Here is an 18,030-nt window from a genome sequence, read left to right as displayed (position 1 = left end):
AGGGCGGGGCATGAGCACAAGAACCGACTCAGCGGGTCATGATCCCGTCATCGAAAGCCGCGACCAGCTGATCGCGGCCTTTGCCAAGGGCGAAAAGCCCAAGGACCGCTGGCGCATCGGCACCGAGCATGAAAAATTCGTCTACGATCGCGGCGATCATCACGCGCCCTCCTATGAGGAAAAGGGCGGTATCCACGCGCTGCTGATCGGCCTTACCCGCTATGGCTGGAACCCGGTTTACGAAGGCGGCAAGATCATCGCGCTGTCGGGCAGCGACGGCACGATCAGCCTGGAGCCGGCGGGCCAGCTGGAACTGTCGGGCGCGCCGCTGGAAAATCTGCACCAGACCTGCGCGGAGACGGGCCGGCATCTGGAACAGGTGAAATATGTCGGCGACCAGCTGGGCCTGGGTTTCCTTGGCCTTGGCATGTGGCCCGACAAGAGCCGGTCCGACCTGCCGATCATGCCCAAGGGCCGCTATGCGATCATGTTGCGGCACATGCCGCGCGTCGGGTCCCTTGGCCTCGACATGATGCTGCGCACCTGCACCATCCAGACCAATCTGGATTATGGCAGCGAAGCCGACATGGCGCAGAAATTCCGCGTCAGCCTGGCGCTGCAGCCATTGGCGACCGCGCTGTTCGCCAATTCACCCTTCACCGACGGCAAGCCCAACGGCTTCCTGTCCTATCGCAGCCATATCTGGTCGGATACCGATCCGGCACGCACCGGCATGCTGCCTTTCGTGTTCGAAGACGGCTTTGGCTATGAACGCTATGCCGACTATGCGCTCGATGTGCCGATGTATTTCGTCTACCGCGACGGCCGCTATATCGATGCGGCGGGCCTGAGCTTCCGGGACTTTCTGGACGGCAGGCTGTCTGTCCTGCCGGGCGAGAAGCCGACCGAGAAGGATTGGGAGGATCATCTGTCCACCGCCTTCCCCGAAGTGCGGATGAAGAGTTTTCTGGAGATGCGCGGTGCAGACGGCGGGCCGTGGAACCGCATCTGCGCGCTGCCCGCGCTGTGGGTCGGCCTGCTCTATGATCAAGGCGCTCTGGACGCCGCCTGGGACGTGGTGAAGGACTGGAGCATGGACGAGCGGCAGATGTTGCGCGATTCCGTGCCCAGGCTAGGCCTGGACGCACCGGTCGGCGGTGGCCGCAAGTTGCGCGACATAGCGCGCGAGGTGATCGGCATCGCCCGGTCGGGCCTTGCGGCGCGCGCGCGCCTTAACGGCTCGGGCGACAATGAAACCGGCTATCTGTCCTTTCTGGAAGAGGTTGCCACGTCGGGCAAGACCAATGCCGAACGGCTGCTCGATCGCTATCATGGCGAATGGCAGGGCGACGTCAGCCGCGTCTATGCCGACGAAAGCTTCTGACCTTTATTCGGCCGGCTGCTGGCTGATCTGAACCTGCCGCTTGCGCCCCGTGGCCCAGGCGAAGAAGCGGGGGACGGGCGCATTGCGCTCCATCCAGTCGCTATAGGCGCGGTAAACGGGATCTGCCGACAAATGCCGCTCTTCCGTCTTGGCGCGCCAATAATAGACCGCGTTGGTGAGCGCCAGCATCGCGCAGTTGCGCACCATGTCGGTGACGGACCCCGTGACCGTCAGGAACGGCAGCGAGGCGAACCACCAAAAAAGATTTTTCGACAGATAGGCCGGGTGGCGGGTCCAGCGATAGGGGCCATGGGTCAATATGCCGCGATGGGTGAGATTGGAAAAGCGGATGCCGAACGCCACGGTCGCCCAGGCATAGATGCCGGTCAGCAGGACCAGCCAGCCGCCCAGGATCCATTGGAGCGTCGTCGACCCTTGTGTCCACACATCCCATTCCGCGCCGCCCGAATGATAATCGAGCGGTCCGCCATTGCCCATCAGGACGAAGGGCGGATAGCAGATCAGCGCCGCAAGCCAGCCGCTCAGATAGGGATTGGCGGTGCGAATATGGGAATCGAGCGGTTTGAAGGTCAGGATATAGCCGACCGTCGCCAGGCACACGTCGACCATGAACATGATCGCGATCAGGAAACCGGCGAGCGCGACCGGATGCGCGATCGCATCGCTGACCCGCCATTCGACCACGCTCGCAAAATTGCCCGGAACGATGGAGATCATGAAGGCGAGGAAGAAGCCCTTGACCGCCCAGGCGCGGGCATGGTTGGCGACCTGCCCCATGTCCGCCGCGCCGGCCGCGCCGCCGATCACCCACTGCCCGAAGCTGTAGGTTGCATCGCGTGGCTCGGTCAGCCGCCTGTCGACCCAGAGGATATAGGGAATGGACGCCGCCAGCATCCAAGGCGCGGCGTTCATGAACAGGTCCATGGAAAAGCGGTAATTGCCGCTCCAATACCAGCGCGCGATGCAATAGAAGATGGCGATGGCGAGCCATGTGGCCCACAGCCCGGCGATCTTGACGATGCTGATGTCCAGCACGTCGCGGACAGGCCGGGGTCGCGCGGACCAGTCGATGCCGGTCGATGCGTTGCGATGCACCTTGTCGACGATCAACGACCACAGTACCATCGGAACGCCGCAGGCCACGACTGCGGCCAGGCCGGCATTGGGACCATTCATGCCATAATGGCGAGCGACGAGCGTCCACAGCGCAAGGCCCGCAAGGCCGGCGAGGCCGACCCCGTGGCTGACGGCGGACCGGGGACAGGAATCAATCTTCGACATGGGCGCCATGCCTAGCAGAAAAGCGTAAGCAAGCGATGAAGGCGATCGTGCCCGACCGCCTGTTCAGGCGAGCAGCCACGCCTCCGCCGCTGCCAGATCGTCGAAAAAGGCAACGCCCTCCCGATCGGTCAGGCGCTGCGCCTGCAGCCGGGCGAGCGTCGACCCGCACAGGAAGGCGAGCTTGCGCGACCGGATATCGGGCGACGCCATCACCGCGCCGAACGCCGCGACGATGTCCTGGGCCTGAATCTTCATGTCGCGGATATCGACCAGCGTCAGCTGGCCAGGATGCGCGACATGGCGGAGTTCGGCGCGGTAGCTGGCGGCAAAGGAGCGAACATCGGCCTCGCTAAAAAAGCCGCCCATGCGGATATGGATCATGCCCTGCGCGGGGTCGGCCCTGATGTCATAGCGCGCGTCCACACCGCTCTCCCGTCCTGCGCAGTGCCTGATGCGTAGGACGGTGGTGGCCTGGTCCCCTAGAGGACAGCAGCCACCAATCCCCTGGCCTGTGCTTCATTGGCTTCCAGATACCAGTTTTCCGGCGCCTTTTGTAGCACCTCATCCATCGTGACCTGCGATCCCAATATCAGATTCTGGAACCCTTCATTCTGGATCGCGATCGACGTCTCGATCTCGTGGATATTGGCCTTGAGCGTGGCGATGCAGGTCGATAGCGGGCCGGACAGGTTCACCGTCTTGGTGATCAGCCGTTCATGGATCATCAGCCGCGTGCCCCGCGTCAGATAGCGATTTTCCGTCGCGAAGAAGCTCATGAAGGTCGCGCCTGCGGAATAAACGGCAGTCTTGCCCAGGAAAACGAGACGCCGGTCGGGATAGAGGTCCGAATGGAAGCGGATATCCTCGCCCATCATCCGCGCGATTTCCGGGTCGCCGCCCAGTGTCGAGATTTCGACCACCACCAGCCCCTGTTGCGGCGCGCCGGTGAGGCAGTTTTTAAAATGCAGATACATGCCGTGATCGACCACGCCCGACAGGGCGATGGCGGGAAATTCGAAGTCCTTGGGCGACAGCAGCGGAGCGTTCATGGGATTATCCTTGGGTGAAGATCGGGAGGGTCGGTGTCAGCGTCGGGCTGCAATACGCGCGGGCGTGCAAAAGGTGCCGCGCTTTGGGACTGGTATGTGATGGCGCAGCCTGTAAAGAACAGATCATGACCATGGGACAGCGGGCATGATTGCGAAACTCAAGGGGCTTCTGGACAGCACCGGCATCGACCATGCGGTGATCGATGTGGGGGGCGTCGGCTATCTGGTCGGCGCGTCGTCGCGCACATTGGCGGCGCTGGGGCCAGTGGGTGAAGCAGTGACGATCCACACCGAAATGCTGGTGGCCGAAGATTCGATCCGGCTGGTCGGCTTTGCCCGCGCGGATGAGCGCGACTGGTATCGGCTGCTGACCCATGTGCAGGGCGTGGGATCGCGCGTCGCGCTGGCCATCCTGTCGGCGCTGGAGCCGGCCGAACTGCATCGCGCGGTCGCGACCGGGGACAAGGCGATGGTCGCGCGCGCCAATGGCGTCGGGCCCAAGCTGGCGCAGCGCATCGTCAATGAACTCAAGGACAAGATCGGCGCTGCGCCGACCGGCGGGCCGATCGGCACGGGCGGCGCGGTGGCGATGCCGGTGGGCAATATGAGCGCCGACGCTCTGTCCGCGCTCCAGAACCTGGGCTTCAAGCCCGCCGAAGCCAGCGCCGCCGTCGCCGCGGCCGAAGCGGACTTGGGTGAAGCCGCCAGCCTCGACGCGCTGGTGCGCCTGGCGCTGCGAAAGGCGGCGAAGTGACGGACGACCGACTGCTTACCCCCGCCCGCCGGCCCGAGGATGTGGACGCCGCGCTGCGTCCCAAGTCGCTGGACGAATTTGTCGGCCAGCAGGCGGCGCGGGAAAATCTGCGCATCTTCATCCAGGCTGCCAAGTCGCGCGGCGATGCGCTCGACCATGTGCTGTTTTTCGGCCCGCCGGGCCTTGGCAAGACCACGCTGGCGCAGATTGTCGCCAAGGAAATGGGTGTCGGCTTTCGCGCCACATCCGGCCCGGTCATCGCCAAGTCCGGCGATCTGGCCGCCCTGCTCACCAATCTAGATGAAGGCGACGTTTTGTTCGTCGATGAAATCCACCGTTTGAATCCGGCGGTCGAGGAAGTGCTCTATCCGGCGATGGAGGATCGCGCGCTTGACCTGATGATCGGTGAAGGGCCGTCGGCGCGCTCGGTGCGGATCGACCTGCCGCGTTTCACGCTGGTCGGCGCGACGACGCGGCAGGGGCTGCTGACGACGCCACTGCGCGACCGGTTCGGCATTCCCGTCCGGCTGCAATTCTACACGGTCGAGGAACTGGAGCGGGTCGTGCGCCGCGCGGCGCATCTGCTTGATCTGTCCATCACGTCCGACGGCGCGGTCGAAATCGCGCGCCGCTCGCGCGGCACCCCGCGCATCGCCGGGCGCTTGCTGCGCCGGGTGCGAGACTTTGCCAATGTCGCGGGCGCGCTGGCCGTCGACCGGCAGGTTGCGGACAGCGCGCTGCAACGGCTGGAGGTCGACCAGCTTGGCCTCGACCTCATGGACCGGCGCTATCTGATGATGATCGCCGACATTTATCGTGGCGGTCCGGTGGGCGTCGAAACGCTCGCGGCCGGCCTGTCGGAAGCGCGCGACACGATCGAGGAAGTGATCGAGCCCTATCTGATCCAGCTGGGCCTCATCGCCCGCACCGCGCGCGGGCGATGCCTCAATGGCCCGGGCTGGAAGCATCTGGGCCTCCATCCGCCGCAGGATGTGCAGAACGGCCTGTTCGACTGACGCAACCGCGCAAAAGGCATAGCCGTTACGGCAGGGCGCAGCTATAGCCTTGAAACATGCTCAGGCGCGCGCCAGACGCGCCGGAAACCGCAGGAGTCGAGCCTTGAGGGCGATCGAGAAATTTCCCAACCTTGTCACCATGTTCTTCACCCGCGCCAAGGAAAAGGGTGACAAACCCTTTCTGTGGCGCAAGAGCGATGGCGAATGGCGATCGCTGAGCTGGGCCGAGGTCGCGCGCCAGGTCGCAGCACTGGCAGCCGCGCTCAAGGCGCAGGGGTTGAAACCGGGCGATCCGGTCATGCTGGTCAGCGAGAACCGGCCCGAATTCTGCATCGCCGACCTGGCGATCATGGCGGCCGGCTGCGTCACCGTGCCGACCTACACCACCAACACCACGCGCGATCATCAGCATATCCTGACCGACAGCGGCGCGCGCGCGGTCATCGTGTCGACAGCCAAGCTGGCGCAGGCGCTGATGCCCGCCGTCATTCGATCGCAGGCGGATTTCGTCATCGGCATGGAGCCGCTGCGCGGTGCACAGGGCAGCTGCGCCTGCCATTTGTGGGCCGATCTGATCGCGGCACATGCGGGCGACCCCGCCGCCGATGTCGACATTGTCGCCGCAACGCAGACCGCGACGCGCGAGGATCAGGCCTGCATCATCTACACCAGCGGTACAGGCGGCGCGCCGCGCGGGGTGATGCAGCATCATGGCGCGATCCTGCTCAATTGCGAAGGCGCAGGTGCGGTCGTGACCGAGGATTTCGGCTGGGGCGACGAAGTGTTTCTGTCCTTCCTGCCGCTCAGCCACGCCTATGAACATAGCGGCGGCCAGTTTCTGCCGATGCTGCTGGGCGGACAGATTTATTATGCCGAAGGGCTGGAGAAGCTGGCCAGCAATATCGAGGAAGCGCGGCCGACTATCATGGTCGTCGTCCCGCGCCTGTTCGAAGTGCTGCGCGCGCGGATCATAAAGTCGATCGAGAAGCAGGGGAAATTCCCCACCTATCTGCTCAATCAGGCGCTGCGCATCGCCGCCAAGGAACAGGCCGGCAAAGGCTCCATTCTCGACGCGCCGATGAAGGCGTTGCTCGCCCGCACCCTCATCCCCAAGGTTCGCGCGCGCTTTGGCGGCCGGATGAAGGCGCTGGTGTCGGGCGGCGCGCCGTTGAACCCGGACGTCGGCCTGTTCTTCCAGGCGATGGGCCTCACCCTGCTGCAAGGCTATGGCCAGACCGAGGCCGGGCCGGTCGTCAGCTGCAACCGGCCGCGCGCCGGCATCGCCATGGATACGGTCGGCCCGCCGCTCGACGGGGTCGAGGTCAGAATCGCCGAGGATGGCGAAATTCTGGTGCGCGGCGAGCTGGTCATGCACGGCTATTGGCGCAATCCGGCCGAAACCGAAAAGGTGCTCAAGGATGGCTGGCTGCACACAGGCGACATTGGCGAGATTGACGATCGCGGCCGCATCCGCATTACGGATCGCAAGAAGGACCTGATCGTCAATGACAAGGGCGACAATGTCTCTCCGCAGAAAGTGGAGGGCATGCTGACCCTTCAGCCGGAAATCGGGCAGGCCATGGTCCATGGCGACCGCCGCCCCTATCTGGTCGGCCTGATCGTGCCAGACGCCGAATGGACGCGGGAATGGGCGGATAAGCAGGGCGTAGCTGCCGATGCCGCAGGCGCGCTGCCCGCCTATCAGGCGGCGTTGCGGGCGGCGGTCGATCGCGTCAACGATGACCTGTCCGTCATCGAGCGGGTGCGCCGTTTCATCGTGGCAGACGAACCCTTCGCCATCGACAATGAAGAACTGACCCCCTCCATGAAGATCCGGCGCCACGTCATTCGCAAACGCTATGCCGACCGGCTGGACGCGCTCTATAAAAGCTGATCGGGAGCGGCGGGACGCGCCCCGTCGCGCTATTTTTTCGGCGTGCGATAGGGGATGAAGTCACCCAGCGCGCAGGCGCCGGATGCGATGCCCGACATGGGGCTGACGGTCGTCGTGATATCGCCCCGGCACATTTGCGATCCGAAACTGCGGACGACCATGATATCTCCGCGGGTCAGGCCGTTGCAGCTGCCGATCAGTTCATTCTTGTAGGTCAGCTTGCTGCTGGCGCGATACAGCAGCACATTATTGCTGATGACGCGCAAATTGGTCTGCGGCACGCGGCTGATGCAGGTCTGCGGTTCGCCCGCGACCTTGCCGGCCAGGGCCTCGTCGAGCTCCGCCAGCTGCTTGGGCGTCAGCGGCTTTGGCTCGTACGTGCCCGCGCATCCCGCCAGCAGCAACGGCATCATCAGGAATGTCCAGTTGCGCATCTCCGTCTCTCCTTCTTGGCCATATTCAATGACGGAACCGGGGTTCGTGATCCGTCAGGCCGCATCCTTGGCGGCGCGACGCTCCGCCAGCTGTTCCGCATCGCGCGCGCGCATGAAGATGTTGGTCCGACGTTCAGCGCCAATGCTGGTCGGCACCGTCGCTTCGCCGCGCGCGCGGGCCGCTTCCACCTGCTCCATCCGCTGATGCAATGCGGCATTGTCAGGTTCGACGCCGAGCGCAAAGCGCCCGTTGGACAATGTATATTCATGGGCGCAATAGATTTGCGTGTCGTCGGGCATGGCCGCCAGACGTTGCATATTGGCGAACATCTGCGCCGCCGTTCCTTCAAACAGCCGCCCGCATCCCATCGCGAATAACGTGTCCCCGACAAAAGCAATCCGGTCGTCGGCCAGATGATAGACGATATGCCCGGCGGTGTGCGCGGGCATGGCCATCACCTGCGCAACATGATCGCCGATGCGAACGCTGTCGCCCTCCCCCACCAGCCTGTCGAGCGTGTCGATCCGTTCCGCTTCGGCGGCGGGGCCGGTCACGGTGCATCCCGCCGCCGCCTTGATCGCGGCATTGCCGCCGATATGGTCGCCATGCCAGTGGGTGTTCCAGATCTGGCTGATCCGCCAACCGCGCGCCTGCGCCGCCTCCAGCACGGGATCGGCAACGGCGGGATCAATAACGACCGTATCGCCGCTCTTGGCGTCGTGCATCAGCCAGATATAGTTATCGGACAGCGCCGGGATGCGAACGACCTCCAGCACGGCTTACCACACCCCCGTATTGGGCATCGAGGCCCAGGGCTCGGCCGACGGCAGATGGCCGTCCTGCAGCAGTTCCACCGATATATTGTCGGGCGATCGCACGAAGGCCATATGGCCGTCGCGCGGCGGCCGGTTGATCGTGACGCCCGCGTCCATCAGCCGCTGACAGGTTTCGTAGATATTCTCGACCCGATAGGCCAGATGACCGAAATTGCGGCCGCCGTCATAGACTTCGGCCGGGCTGCCGTCTTCCGCCGGCCAGTTGTAGGTCAGTTCTACTTGAGCGTCTTCATCGCCCGGCGCGGCGAGGAACACCAGCGTGAAACGGCCCTGTTCATTGTCGAAGCGACGCACTTCGCGCAGGCCGATCAATTCGAAGAAGGCCTTGGTCTTTTCGACGTCCGCTACGCGAACCATGCTATGCAGATATTTGGGCAATTCAGCCTCCGTTCGTCGCTATAAAGCAACGGTTCATCTTTAGGGTGATAGTTTTCGTTTCAAGATAAGAACGCGGTCGGTTGAACGAAAGGGGCAGCATCATGGACATGCGGGACAAGGTGTTTCTGGGTAGCGCGGCGCTGCTCGCTTTTGGCGCGATCGCCGGGGGCTATCTGCTGGGCGACGGGTTGCGGCGCGCCAAGGCCGCCGACCGGTCTGTCACGGTCCGGGGCCTTGCGGAAAAGGACGTCACTGCCGACCTCGCCACCTGGTCCATCAGCTATTCCGCGACCGGCTTTGACCTGCCCACCGTCCGCAGCGAGATTGACGCCAATACCCGCGAATTGCGCGCCTATTTCGCGCAGCTGGGCTTCAAGCCGGATGACCTGACGCCCGTGGGCGCGGGCGTCAATCAATGGCTCAACAATGGCGTCAACACGATCACCATCACACAGCGGATGCTGTTGCGCACGACCGACATCGCGCGCGCGCAAAAGGCCGTAGCCCAGCAATTCGACCTGGTTCGCCGGGGCGTCACGCTGCAGGAAGGATCGGGCATGCGCTACAGCTTCACCAAGCTCAACGACATCAAGCCGCAGATGGTGGCGGCGGCAACCCGCGACGCCCGGGCCGCCGCTGAACAATTCGCCAAGGATTCGGGCGCTAACGTGGGCGGGATCAAGAGCGCCACCCAAGGCTATTTCTCTATCGACGCGCGCGATGGCGAAAGCAGCGAAGGTGGCAGCGACACACCCTACAAGAAGGTGCGCGTCGTCACCACCGTCGACTTCTACCTGCGCTAAAGAGCCTTATTTGCGGTCGTCACCGATGATCGCGCCTGCCGTGCCGCCGATCACCGCGCCCTCGGTCGTACCGAGCCCGGTCGCCTTGCCGACAACCGCGCCGCCCGCGCCGCCGATCAGTCCACCAGCCGTTGCGCCGCGCGAGCAGGCGCCGGTTGCGAGCGCGCCTGCGACCAGCAGGCCGATAGCCATGCCGCGCTTGATATTGCTGTCCATGTCGCTGTCTCCTCTGTCTGACCCGCCGCGCACCGCGAACGACCCGTGAGCGGCAGCGGTTCCGTGACAAAGTCTTGCTGACAGGCCCGCTTGGCGCCTAACGGGCGGTCGCAGCGCCCGCCGGCAGCCGCGACAGATTATCGGCCGAAGCCTTCCCGGCGATGCTATCGGGTGCGATTTTGACGGCTCGCTGCCACGCCGACCTGGCGACATCCTCATGGTCGGTCAGGATGGCGATATTGCCCTCCTCCAATGCGACGGACGCATCATCGGGCGATAGCTGCACCGCGCGCGCGATATGTGCCTGGGCCAGTCGCATCTCCCCCTGCCGCCGCGCCAGGGTTGCCGACAGGAGCCAGGCCAGCGGGTCCTGCGGCGCCTGCGCCAGCGCGAAATCGATTGACTCCCGCGCTGCATCCGCGTCGCCCAGCGCCACCAGGGCGCGCGCCCGGTCCAGATGCACCTCGCCCTTTTCCAGCCCGTCGGGCATGCCCCGCGCCAGCGCGGCATCGAAATCCTGCCGCGCTTTTGCGGCATCCTCGCTCGCCAGGGCGGCATTGCCCGCCTGCGCCCACAGCCGCGCGCTTTGCGCCACCTCGCCTTCGCGCTCCGCCTCCTCGGCCGCCTGTTCAAAGGCGACGATCGCCGGCGCCCAGCGTTCTGCGCGCGTATAGGCAAAGCCCATGCAGTCGCGCGCATAGAAGCTGCCGCCGTCGATGCGCCATTTCTGCGCAAAGGCGACTCCGGCTTCCGGCGAGTCCAATGCTGCGTCCAGACAGGCTTGGAATGGCGCGGCATATTTTTCCGGCACCGGTATCTTGCCATCGCTGCGCGCGTCAGATGCGCTGGACGCCGCCGCGCTGGCCGCGCGTTCCTGCTGCTTTTCCTGTCGGCTACGGTTCATCACCGCCTCGATCTCGGGATCATAGGCCTGGAGCAGCAGAGGCAGAAAGAAGGGCATCATCATATGTCCAGAAGGCTGACGACAGTGCGGATCAACACAGCGATATCGCTGTCGCGCGAAAGGCGGTGGTCGCCGTCCTTAATCAGCAGCGTCTGCACATCGGATGAACGCAGCCGCCCGGCGGTCCGCAGCGCAATCTCCCATGGCACATCGGGATCGCATTGCCCGTGCAACAGCCGCACAGGGCAATCGATGGCGATGTCATCCTCCAGCAGCAGCAGCGCCTGCCCCGACTGCCAGAACGCCAGCGTCGTCACATAGGGCTGGTCGCCATAAGGCGTCGGCTCCTCGATGCGTCCCTCGGTATGCAGCAATGCCTTGTCCGCATCGGTAAAGCCCCATTGCGTGAAATCCGGCGCCGCAGCGATGCCGACGATACCAGCCACCCGGTCCGGCCGCGCCAAGGCGACCAGCAAGGCCAGCCAGCCGCCCATCGACGACCCCACCAGCACCACCGGGCCTTTGATCAACCGGTCGATCAGCAACAGCACGTCGTCGCGCCAGCTCGCCAGCGTGCCATCGACAAAGCGCCCTTCGCTCGCGCCATTGCCGGCATAATCGAGCCGCAGCATCGCCCGCCCCTGCCCTCTGGCCCAGTCATGCAGCGCAACCGCCTTGCCACCTTCCATGTCGGACATATAGCCCGGCAGGAAGACGATCGTCGGCCCCACGCCCCGGCTATGCCGATAGGCGAGCCGCAGCCCATCGGGCCGTGCGAAATAGGCCGGCGGCGCGGTATCAGCGTGGGTCATGGGCAATGGCATCCTCTTCAACACGAGTCACGGAGGCCTTACCCGTCCTTTTGCATGAACCGCAAAAAATAATGCCGACTTCGCGTTGACAGCCCCCAAGCCACCAGCTAGAGGCGCGCTCCTACCCCGTGCCCAGATGGCGGAATTGGTAGACGCACCAGCTTCAGGTGCTGGCGATCGCAAGGTCGTGGAGGTTCGAGTCCTCTTCTGGGCACCAGAGACCTTTCCGGCGACGTCCGGGAAGGTCCAGCAAGCAGCTGGTTTTACAGCATTTTTTCAGTGAAAATCGCCAAATGAAATCCGGGCTCATCCACCCGAATCCATCGGCAGCACCATCAAAATGATGGTGTTTTTGATGGTGCCGGCGAGCCCTTTGGAGCTGGCACCATCATGGCACTGAATCATATCCAGATCACCAACGCCAAACCCCGGGATAAGGCCTATAAACTGGCCGATGCCGATGGGCTGTATCTAGCCGTCCAGACGAACGGCACGAAACTCTGGCGCATGAACTATCGATACCTCGGTCGACAGAAGACGCTCTATTTCGGCGCGTGGCCCGAGGTAGGGATAGCAATGGCGCGCCAGCAGCGCGCCGCAGCAAGGGAGCAGATCGCCGCCGGGCTCGATCCCGCCGCCGAGAAGCGGAGCGACACACTTGCGCGCAAGGTGGCCGCAGACAACACGTTCAAGACGATCGCCGAGGAATGGGTGGTGAAGAATGAGCGGGAGGGGCGCGCGCCGGTCACGCTCGACAAGATTCGCTGGCTGCTCGGCATGGCCTATCCCATGATCGGCAGCTTTCCTGTCTCAAAGATATCGCCGCAGGAAGTCCTGGCCGTGCTGCGCAAGGTGGAGGCGACCGGCCGCTACGAAAGTGCGCGCCGGATGCGCAGCGTGCTCAGTCGGGTTTTTCGCTATGCGATCGCGACTGCTCGGGCGGATCGCGATGTCGCGGCCGACCTGCGTGGCGCGCTCATCACTCCGAAGGTCCGGCATCTCGCCGCGATCACGACGCCCAGAGAGGCTGGCGCGCTCCTGCGCGCAATCGACGGCTACACAGGTCACGAAATCACCGCGATCGCTCTGCGGCTGTCACCCCACCTGTTCGTCCGGCCGGGCGAGTTGCGCAAGGCAGAGTGGGAGGAAATAGATATGCAAGCCGCCATCTGGTCGCTTCCGGCGGAAAAGATGAAAATGCGCCGTCCGCACCGTGTATCGCTGTCGCAACAGGCGCTGGCGCTACTGGAGGAACTCCGTCCGCTGACAGGCGACGGAAGGTATCTTTTCCCGTCGTTCCGGTCACCACGCCTGTGCATGTCGGAAAACACAATCAACGCGGCGCTGCGTCGACTGGGCTATAGCCAGGAGGAAATGACGGCGCACGGTTTTCGGGCGATGGCTGCGACCCTGCTCAACGAGATGGGCATCTGGAACCCGGACGCCATCGAGAAGCAGCTCGCCCACCTGGACAGCTCAATGGTGCGCCGTGCTTACACGCGCGGTGAATATTGGGATGAACGCGTCCGCATGATGCAGCACTGGTCCGACTATCTCGACCAGTTGCGGGACGGCGCGAGGATCCTGCGGCCGAACTTTGGTAAAGGCAGAGGCACGCCAGGCTAGGCGCCGGTCAGGGCTTTCAGGCTTTTATATGGGATCAGCGTGGATCGCCCGACCTTGACGGTTTCCAGATCACCGGACTGAATCAGCTCATAGATACGTGAACGGCTGATACCGGTGAGCTGGACCGCCGTAGAGATGCGGACCGTCAGAGGCTCTATGAGGACGGCCCCGCCTTGGGGAGCGTTACTGTGCATCATAGATCACCGTTTCGTCCTGTTTCGCGCAAAGCTCCGGTCACTTTCGAGGAAGGCAGCGAGCATGGCAGGGATCAGCTCGGCAACCGGCTCGTCACGACCATAGGTCGTCGCGTAGAGCGCGGCATAGTCGATCAAGGCCTGATGGAGATCCGGCATGACAGCAATGCTGAGCTTGACCGGATTACGATCGGGAAGCTGGGGCAATTTGAGGTCGGTCATTTCAGCGCTCCTTCTCTCGCCAGGGTGCGAGAATGAGATCCTTGTGCACAACCAGCCGAACGGCCGCGCCGGGCCGGACCGTTATGGTCGGTTGGATTTGCAGGTTGCGGGATGCGATCTGGTCTCCGGCGCGCGACACATTTTGCTGGGTCGATTCCCTGATCGCTTGGACAAGATCGCTTTCACCGGAGAAGGTGACGTTCGCCCCGACGCCGAGCAATGTCGATATCGCGACGCCCTTGAGCAGCGTCCAGGTGTGGAGATCGACCTTGTCGGCAAGTCCGGCATAGCCTGAAGGGTCCGTCGCGGGCACGTTGTCGAGCCGGATCGAACTGCCGTCCGGCAGGATGATCCGCTGCCACACCACCAGCGCGCGCTTCTGCCCAAAAGCGACCACGCTGTCGTAGCTGCCGATCAGCCGCGCGCCCTGCGGAATGAGAAGAACGCTGCCCGTCGCGCTGTCGAAGACCCGCTCGGTTACCTGGGCGGTGACAAGGCCGGGGAGGTCGGACCTGAGTCCCGTAATCAGGCTCGCCGCGATGACGCTGCCAGCGGACAGCATGTCCGGCGACGCCGGCGGACTCAGCCGATGCTCATTGACATCGCTGCCAGTGTCGCGCGCCGCAACGAAGTCGGCCTTGCGCTGCTGGGCATTGGGATCGCGATCAGGATCGATCGCGAGCCGCGCCTGCTCCGTGGCCGCTGCCGGAGGAGAAGTTAGTGTCGCACCAGCGACGCGGGTCGGATCGGTGCGATTGCCGGATTGCACCAGTAATCCAGATTCCCGCGCCGCCTTCAACTCCGCAGCCCGTCGATCCCGTTCGGTCGCGGCGGCCTGGTCCGCGCGACTGGCTTCGCCGCTCGCCGATTCCATGCCCATCGCCCGCTGATGATTGAGGATGGGTCGGCCGAGATCGCCCGGCAGGGGCGGTCCGAGTTTGGGCACGTCGCCATAGCTGCCCGGCAAGCGGCTGAGTGTATCGGTCGGCGCCTTCGCCGCGACCGTCTGGTCGTTGGCTTGTCCAGCGAGGTGCAGTGCGGACGGCCGCAGCGCGACCCAGGCTGTCGCGATCAGGCTGACCGAACCAAGCGCAGTGATCGCCACCACGGCGCCCCGCTTGAAGCGAATCGCCCGCGCTGGCTGTGCGCGTAGCGCCAGCGTTTCCGGGTCCACCTTGCCCGGTGTGGCGGGGGTTTCGGATACCGGTGGGGCTGCCACCTCGACGGTCATGATCCCCTCCGCTTAGTGGCGCCGTCCGCCACCCGGCTAATGCGGACTATCTGCTGGTGCTTCGTGCCGAGGCGAAGTTCGGCGACGTCGAAGATGCGATCGACGACATAGAAGCGGCCCTTCACGCGATAGTTGACGAGCTGGGCCTCGCCTTTCTCGTCCACTAGGAAGATCGGTGGCGCCTCGCCGACGGCCAGTGTCGCCGGGAATTCGATGAAGGTCTGCCGCCCGTCGTCGAAAGCACGAAACGGCCGCCAGGCCGGTCGATCGCCCGATACGGCATAGTTGAAATGAAGCCGCTCCACCTCGATCCCGACCGCCACCGGAGCCGCCGCCTCCGTCGCTGCGGCGGCGCGCTTCAGTGCGATCAATGCATCTTGGGGATAGGTCCAGGAAAGTGCGGCCATCGCCGTCGTCATTCCGCTGGTCAGTGCGATATGATAGCTGCGCCGGTCGGTGGTGATGACGAGATTGGTGGACAGCCCGGCACTGAATGGCTTCACCAGTATATGGGTCCGCTTCTCCGTGCCCGACCCGCTGGTGGTATCGCCGATCACCCAGCGCACCGTGTCTCCGCTTGCCACGGCGACCAACGTCTCGCCCGGTTGCAGCGCGATATCGGTCACCCGCTCCGGTGCGGTGATGACTCGATAGATGGCGCCGTCGGTGAAAGGATAGACCTGCACGGCGTTGATGAACCCCTGCGCGGTCGGCTCGATCGTCGCCGCGCGGTTGGCGATGGCGACCGGCGCGGCTTCGCGCGATGCGTTGCGGATCGGCGAGGTCGCCCCTGCGCTTCCGGCGAGAAGGATGAGGCAAGGCGCTAGCAGCGCGGCGGCTGCGAGAGTTCTGGTCATGGCTGGGTCTGCGTATTGACGGTCGGTTGAGCGGCAAGGTTCGGGTCGAGCGGCGAGCCGAGCGGCACGTTGCTGGGCGGTTGCGCGGTGCGCGCGGGAGCAGTCGACGCCGCTGGCTCGAGTTCGCGGCTCCAGTCGATCGCGTCGATGTAGATGCCGAGCGGGTTCTTGCGGAGCGTGTCGGCCGATACCGGCGGCTTAGTCAGTATCGTCAGGATGCCGGTCCAGTGGGAGGAGCCTGACTCACTGCCACGCTCGTAGACCGTCTCGGTCCATTTGACCTGGAAGGAACGATCCGATGCCCGGACGACGCTGGTCACCTGGACCGACACGGTGCGCTCGCCAATCCTGGCGAAGGGGTCTGCGGCGCGGGCATAGTCGCCCAGGAACTGGCTCCCCCGCGTCGTGGTGAAGTCATAGGCCGAGAGCCAGTCGCGGCGCATCAGCACCGGGTCGAGCGAGACCCCACGCACATTCTCGATGAACTTCGCCAGATGCCAAGCGATCTGGGGATCGGTGGGGCGATAGCCCGCTTCGGCCTCGGTCACCGCCCGGGCCTCGCCCAGGCGATCGACCTCGATGACATAGGGGGTGACCCGGCTCTGCAGAGACTGCCAGATGAGCGCACCTGACATGGCGGTCGACAACGACAGCGTGCCGAATGCCATCAGGCGCCAGTTGCGGGCCTGGACGCGCGCCGACCCGATGCGGTCATCCCAGACCTGCCCAGCCCGTTGATAGGGCGTCTCCGGCTCGGGTGTCTGCGCGTAGCGCTGGACGGCGCGCTTAAAGATCATGGCTCAATCTTCCTTTTCCTTGATGTCGGGGGTGGCAGAGGCACCGCCGCGATCGCCTTCATTCAGCGTCTGAAGGGCGACATGGCGGTGATGACGGGAATCTTGCTGCCGGCGCAGCGACTGCGCCCAGGAGGGAGTGCCGTCGGCGGGGGCGTCCGCAGCCTGCGCGCCCGATCCAGCTCCACCGTTGAGTGCGGACCAAGCGGCGTCACGACCGCGCTTGGCGGCCTGGCCCAAGCCCAGCGCCGTCGATGCTTTCTGGCGGGCGGCGTTGCTTGCTGCCAGCGCCATGCCGCTGATGCCGGCGCCGACACTCGAAGATCCGGCCGCAGTCTGGCTAAGCTGGTATGAGGTAGAGGCCGCCGACCCCATCGTCGTGCCGGCCTGGATTGCACCCAGTGCTGCGCCACCCGCGGCGCGAGCCGTCCCCATGGCGGCACCGCCGCCCAGCGCGACGATACCGGCTGCGCCGACCGTCGTGCCGACCGCTGCACCCGCGCCGAGCTGCGGGGCACCGGCGACAAGGCCCGAGGCGATGCCGGGACCGAAGATGCCGAGGCCGAACAGCGTGAGCGACGCCAGCACGAGGCTCATGGCCTGCCCGATGTCGGGTTCCTGGCCCTGCAGGGCAGCGGTGAATTCGCTGAAGAAATTCGAGCCGATACCGACGATGACGGCGAGCACCATCACCTTGATGCCGGAACTGACCACGTTGCCCAGCACGCGCTCGGCGAGGAAGCTGGTCCGGTTCCAGAGCGCGAAGGGCACCAGCACGAAGCCGGCAAGCGTGGTCAGCTTGAACTCGACGATGCACACGAACATCTGCACGGCGAGTATGAAGAAGGCGATGATCACGATCGTCCAGGCAAACAGCAGCACGATGATGGTCAGGAAATTGTCGAAGAAGCTCGTAAAGCCCATCAGCTTCGACACCTGTTCGAGCAGCGGCCACGCAGCGGAGAAACCGGTGCCGGCGAGGCGGCCGGGTTTCAGGAGATCGTCCGCCGAGAGCGTGCCGCCGCCTGCGGTCAGGCCGGCCGCCGCAAAGGAGTTGAAGATGATGTCGGCCAGGGTCGAGAAGCGGTTCAGGATGAAGGCGAACGCGCCGACATAGAGGATTTTGCGCAGGAAACGCCCGATCACATCCTGCTCGCCGCCCATCGCCCAGAACAGCCCGGCAAGTGTGATGTCGATGCCGATCAGAGTCGTGGTCAGGAAGGCGACATCGGCACCCAGCAGCCCAAACCCGCTGTCGATGTAGCGGATGAAGGTCTGCAGGAACCGGTCGATGACGTTCAGGTCGTTCATAAGCAAATCCTC

General features: G+C 64.4%; 21 protein-coding genes and 1 tRNA gene. 7 read left to right on the top strand and 15 right to left on the bottom strand.

The features are described 5' to 3' along the window. The first annotated feature begins 10 nt into the window (after positions 1-10). Positions 11-1,384 carry a glutamate--cysteine ligase gene (locus tag SAB01S_RS02255; protein ID WP_062731536.1) on the top strand — a complete coding sequence of 458 codons (1,374 nt, stop codon included), beginning with the start codon at positions 11-13 and terminating at the stop codon, positions 1,382-1,384. A gap of 3 nt (positions 1,385-1,387) precedes the next feature. Here SAB01S_RS02255 and SAB01S_RS02250 read toward each other — a convergent pair whose 3' ends face one another. The 3 genes from SAB01S_RS02250 to SAB01S_RS02240 are packed head-to-tail and all read right to left on the bottom strand — an operon-like array spanning position 1,388 to position 3,735. Continuing rightward, a complete protein-coding gene (locus tag SAB01S_RS02250; RefSeq protein ID WP_062731535.1) occupies positions 1,388-2,695 on the bottom strand; it encodes a methyltransferase family protein in 1,308 nt (435 codons plus the stop codon). A 54-nt stretch (positions 2,696-2,749) separates the two neighbouring features. Next, positions 2,750-3,109 carry a hypothetical protein gene (locus tag SAB01S_RS02245; RefSeq protein ID WP_062731534.1) on the bottom strand — a complete coding sequence of 120 codons (360 nt, stop codon included), beginning with the start codon at positions 3,107-3,109 and terminating at the stop codon, positions 2,750-2,752. 56 nt (positions 3,110-3,165) lie between these two features. After that, positions 3,166-3,735 carry a hypothetical protein gene (locus SAB01S_RS02240; protein WP_021227625.1) on the bottom strand — a complete coding sequence of 190 codons (570 nt, stop codon included), beginning with the start codon at positions 3,733-3,735 and terminating at the stop codon, positions 3,166-3,168. 145 nt (positions 3,736-3,880) lie between these two features. Here SAB01S_RS02240 and ruvA point away from each other — a divergent pair, with 145 nt between their 5' ends. The 3 genes from ruvA (at position 3,881) to SAB01S_RS02225 (ending at position 7,399) form a co-directional block, all read left to right on the top strand. Beyond that, positions 3,881-4,489, top strand: a complete 609-nt coding sequence (gene ruvA / locus SAB01S_RS02235; protein ID WP_021227624.1) for a Holliday junction branch migration protein RuvA — start codon at positions 3,881-3,883, stop codon at positions 4,487-4,489. Then, positions 4,486-5,505, top strand: coding sequence for a Holliday junction branch migration DNA helicase RuvB (gene ruvB / locus SAB01S_RS02230; RefSeq protein ID WP_062731533.1), 1,020 nt, complete (start codon positions 4,486-4,488; stop codon positions 5,503-5,505). Before ruvA ends, ruvB begins: the two co-directional genes overlap by 4 nt. A 139-nt stretch (positions 5,506-5,644) precedes the next feature. Then, positions 5,645-7,399 (top strand): AMP-dependent synthetase/ligase, encoded by a 1,755-nt coding sequence (locus SAB01S_RS02225; protein ID WP_062731532.1) that lies wholly within the window; start codon positions 5,645-5,647, stop codon positions 7,397-7,399. Positions 7,400-7,428: 29 nt separating this feature from the next. On the opposite strand, the gene SAB01S_RS02220 is transcribed toward SAB01S_RS02225, so the two are convergent. Genes SAB01S_RS02220 through SAB01S_RS02210 form a run of 3 tightly spaced genes read right to left on the bottom strand, consistent with a single transcriptional unit; the run spans position 7,429 to position 9,048 of the window. Beyond that, on the bottom strand, positions 7,429-7,833 hold the full coding sequence (locus SAB01S_RS02220) for a hypothetical protein (RefSeq protein WP_062731531.1): 405 nt from the start codon (positions 7,831-7,833) through the stop codon (positions 7,429-7,431). 54 nt (positions 7,834-7,887) lie between these two features. Continuing rightward, positions 7,888-8,610: a hydroxyacylglutathione hydrolase gene (gene gloB / locus SAB01S_RS02215; protein ID WP_062731530.1), complete on the bottom strand. Its 723-nt coding sequence runs from the start codon at positions 8,608-8,610 to the stop codon at positions 7,888-7,890. A gap of 3 nt (positions 8,611-8,613) precedes the next feature. Further along, positions 8,614-9,048: a VOC family protein gene (locus tag SAB01S_RS02210; RefSeq protein WP_062731529.1), complete on the bottom strand. Its 435-nt coding sequence runs from the start codon at positions 9,046-9,048 to the stop codon at positions 8,614-8,616. Between the two features lie 101 nt (positions 9,049-9,149). Here SAB01S_RS02210 and SAB01S_RS02205 point away from each other — a divergent pair, with 101 nt between their 5' ends. Beyond that, positions 9,150-9,851 (top strand): SIMPL domain-containing protein, encoded by a 702-nt coding sequence (locus SAB01S_RS02205; protein WP_062731756.1) that lies wholly within the window; start codon positions 9,150-9,152, stop codon positions 9,849-9,851. 6 nt (positions 9,852-9,857) lie between these two features. On the opposite strand, the gene SAB01S_RS02200 is transcribed toward SAB01S_RS02205, so the two are convergent. From SAB01S_RS02200 to SAB01S_RS02190, 3 genes are all read right to left on the bottom strand, one after another. Continuing rightward, positions 9,858-10,067: a hypothetical protein gene (locus tag SAB01S_RS02200; protein ID WP_062731528.1), complete on the bottom strand. Its 210-nt coding sequence runs from the start codon at positions 10,065-10,067 to the stop codon at positions 9,858-9,860. 97 nt (positions 10,068-10,164) lie between these two features. Next, on the bottom strand, positions 10,165-11,028 hold the full coding sequence (locus tag SAB01S_RS02195; protein ID WP_062731755.1) for a tetratricopeptide repeat protein: 864 nt from the start codon (positions 11,026-11,028) through the stop codon (positions 10,165-10,167). A 2-nt stretch (positions 11,029-11,030) separates the two neighbouring features. Beyond that, the gene (locus tag SAB01S_RS02190; protein ID WP_062731527.1) at positions 11,031-11,783 is read right to left on the bottom strand and encodes an alpha/beta fold hydrolase; all 753 of its coding nucleotides are present in this window, start codon (positions 11,781-11,783) and stop codon (positions 11,031-11,033) included. 130 nt (positions 11,784-11,913) lie between these two features. On the opposite strand from SAB01S_RS02190, the gene SAB01S_RS02185 reads away from it, so the two are divergent. Together SAB01S_RS02185 and SAB01S_RS02180 are read left to right on the top strand one after the other, a co-directional pair. Beyond that, positions 11,914-12,000: transfer RNA gene (locus SAB01S_RS02185), tRNA-Leu, on the top strand. 173 nt (positions 12,001-12,173) lie between these two features. Further along, complete coding sequence (locus tag SAB01S_RS02180) at positions 12,174-13,409, top strand: tyrosine-type recombinase/integrase (protein WP_062731526.1); 1,236 nt, start codon at positions 12,174-12,176, stop codon at positions 13,407-13,409. Here SAB01S_RS02180 and SAB01S_RS02175 read toward each other — a convergent pair. Genes SAB01S_RS02175 through trbL form a run of 6 tightly spaced genes read right to left on the bottom strand, consistent with a single transcriptional unit; the run spans position 13,406 to position 18,018 of the window. Beyond that, a complete protein-coding gene (locus SAB01S_RS02175; protein ID WP_062731754.1) occupies positions 13,406-13,603 on the bottom strand; it encodes a helix-turn-helix domain-containing protein in 198 nt (65 codons plus the stop codon). The genes SAB01S_RS02180 and SAB01S_RS02175 overlap by 4 nt on opposite strands. A 6-nt stretch (positions 13,604-13,609) precedes the next feature. After that, positions 13,610-13,825: a DUF2274 domain-containing protein gene (locus SAB01S_RS02170; RefSeq protein ID WP_062731525.1), complete on the bottom strand. Its 216-nt coding sequence runs from the start codon at positions 13,823-13,825 to the stop codon at positions 13,610-13,612. A gap of 1 nt (position 13,826) precedes the next feature. Further along, the gene (locus SAB01S_RS02165; protein ID WP_062731524.1) at positions 13,827-15,056 is read right to left on the bottom strand and encodes a TraB/TrbI/VirB10 family type IV secretion system protein; all 1,230 of its coding nucleotides are present in this window, start codon (positions 15,054-15,056) and stop codon (positions 13,827-13,829) included. Continuing rightward, entirely contained in the window at positions 15,053-15,913 is an 861-nt protein-coding gene (gene trbG, locus SAB01S_RS02160; RefSeq protein WP_062731523.1) for a P-type conjugative transfer protein TrbG, read from the bottom strand. The genes SAB01S_RS02165 and trbG overlap by 4 nt, the downstream gene beginning before the upstream one ends. Next, on the bottom strand, positions 15,910-16,710 hold the full coding sequence (gene trbF / locus SAB01S_RS02155) for a conjugal transfer protein TrbF (protein ID WP_062731522.1): 801 nt from the start codon (positions 16,708-16,710) through the stop codon (positions 15,910-15,912). Before trbF ends, trbG begins: the two co-directional genes overlap by 4 nt. Before the next feature lie 3 nt (positions 16,711-16,713). Further along, complete coding sequence (trbL, locus tag SAB01S_RS02150) at positions 16,714-18,018, bottom strand: P-type conjugative transfer protein TrbL (protein ID WP_062731521.1); 1,305 nt, start codon at positions 18,016-18,018, stop codon at positions 16,714-16,716. Between the last annotated feature and the right edge of the window lie 12 nt (positions 18,019-18,030).

Origin of the sequence: Sphingobium abikonense NBRC 16140 (genome assembly GCF_001598335.1) — a bacterium.
Lineage (GTDB): Bacteria > Pseudomonadota > Alphaproteobacteria > Sphingomonadales > Sphingomonadaceae > Sphingobium > Sphingobium abikonense.
Note: the sequence above shows the minus strand (reverse complement) of the source record. Positions and strands in the feature narration are given on the sequence as shown.

Excerpts from the sequence above, each read along its gene's own strand:
- SAB01S_RS02255 (WP_062731536.1), top strand. The coding sequence starts at position 11 with ATGAGCACAAGAACCGACTCAGCGGGTCATGATCCCGTCATCGAAAGC.
- SAB01S_RS02250 (WP_062731535.1), bottom strand. The coding sequence starts at position 2,695 with ATGGCGCCCATGTCGAAGATTGATTCCTGTCCCCGGTCCGCCGTCAGC.
- SAB01S_RS02240 (WP_021227625.1), bottom strand. The coding sequence starts at position 3,735 with ATGAACGCTCCGCTGCTGTCGCCCAAGGACTTCGAATTTCCCGCCATC.
- ruvA (WP_021227624.1), top strand. The coding sequence starts at position 3,881 with ATGATTGCGAAACTCAAGGGGCTTCTGGACAGCACCGGCATCGACCAT.
- SAB01S_RS02225 (WP_062731532.1), top strand. The coding sequence starts at position 5,645 with ATGTTCTTCACCCGCGCCAAGGAAAAGGGTGACAAACCCTTTCTGTGG.
- SAB01S_RS02220 (WP_062731531.1), bottom strand. The coding sequence starts at position 7,833 with ATGCGCAACTGGACATTCCTGATGATGCCGTTGCTGCTGGCGGGATGC.
- SAB01S_RS02205 (WP_062731756.1), top strand. The coding sequence starts at position 9,150 with ATGGACATGCGGGACAAGGTGTTTCTGGGTAGCGCGGCGCTGCTCGCT.
- SAB01S_RS02200 (WP_062731528.1), bottom strand. The coding sequence starts at position 10,067 with ATGGACAGCAATATCAAGCGCGGCATGGCTATCGGCCTGCTGGTCGCA.
- SAB01S_RS02195 (WP_062731755.1), bottom strand. The coding sequence starts at position 11,028 with ATGCCCTTCTTTCTGCCTCTGCTGCTCCAGGCCTATGATCCCGAGATC.
- SAB01S_RS02190 (WP_062731527.1), bottom strand. The coding sequence starts at position 11,783 with ATGACCCACGCTGATACCGCGCCGCCGGCCTATTTCGCACGGCCCGAT.
- SAB01S_RS02180 (WP_062731526.1), top strand. The coding sequence starts at position 12,174 with ATGGCACTGAATCATATCCAGATCACCAACGCCAAACCCCGGGATAAG.
- SAB01S_RS02175 (WP_062731754.1), bottom strand. The coding sequence starts at position 13,603 with ATGCACAGTAACGCTCCCCAAGGCGGGGCCGTCCTCATAGAGCCTCTG.
- SAB01S_RS02170 (WP_062731525.1), bottom strand. The coding sequence starts at position 13,825 with ATGACCGACCTCAAATTGCCCCAGCTTCCCGATCGTAATCCGGTCAAG.
- SAB01S_RS02165 (WP_062731524.1), bottom strand. The coding sequence starts at position 15,056 with ATGACCGTCGAGGTGGCAGCCCCACCGGTATCCGAAACCCCCGCCACA.
- trbG (WP_062731523.1), bottom strand. The coding sequence starts at position 15,913 with ATGACCAGAACTCTCGCAGCCGCCGCGCTGCTAGCGCCTTGCCTCATC.
- trbF (WP_062731522.1), bottom strand. The coding sequence starts at position 16,710 with ATGATCTTTAAGCGCGCCGTCCAGCGCTACGCGCAGACACCCGAGCCG.
- trbL (WP_062731521.1), bottom strand. The coding sequence starts at position 18,018 with ATGAACGACCTGAACGTCATCGACCGGTTCCTGCAGACCTTCATCCGC.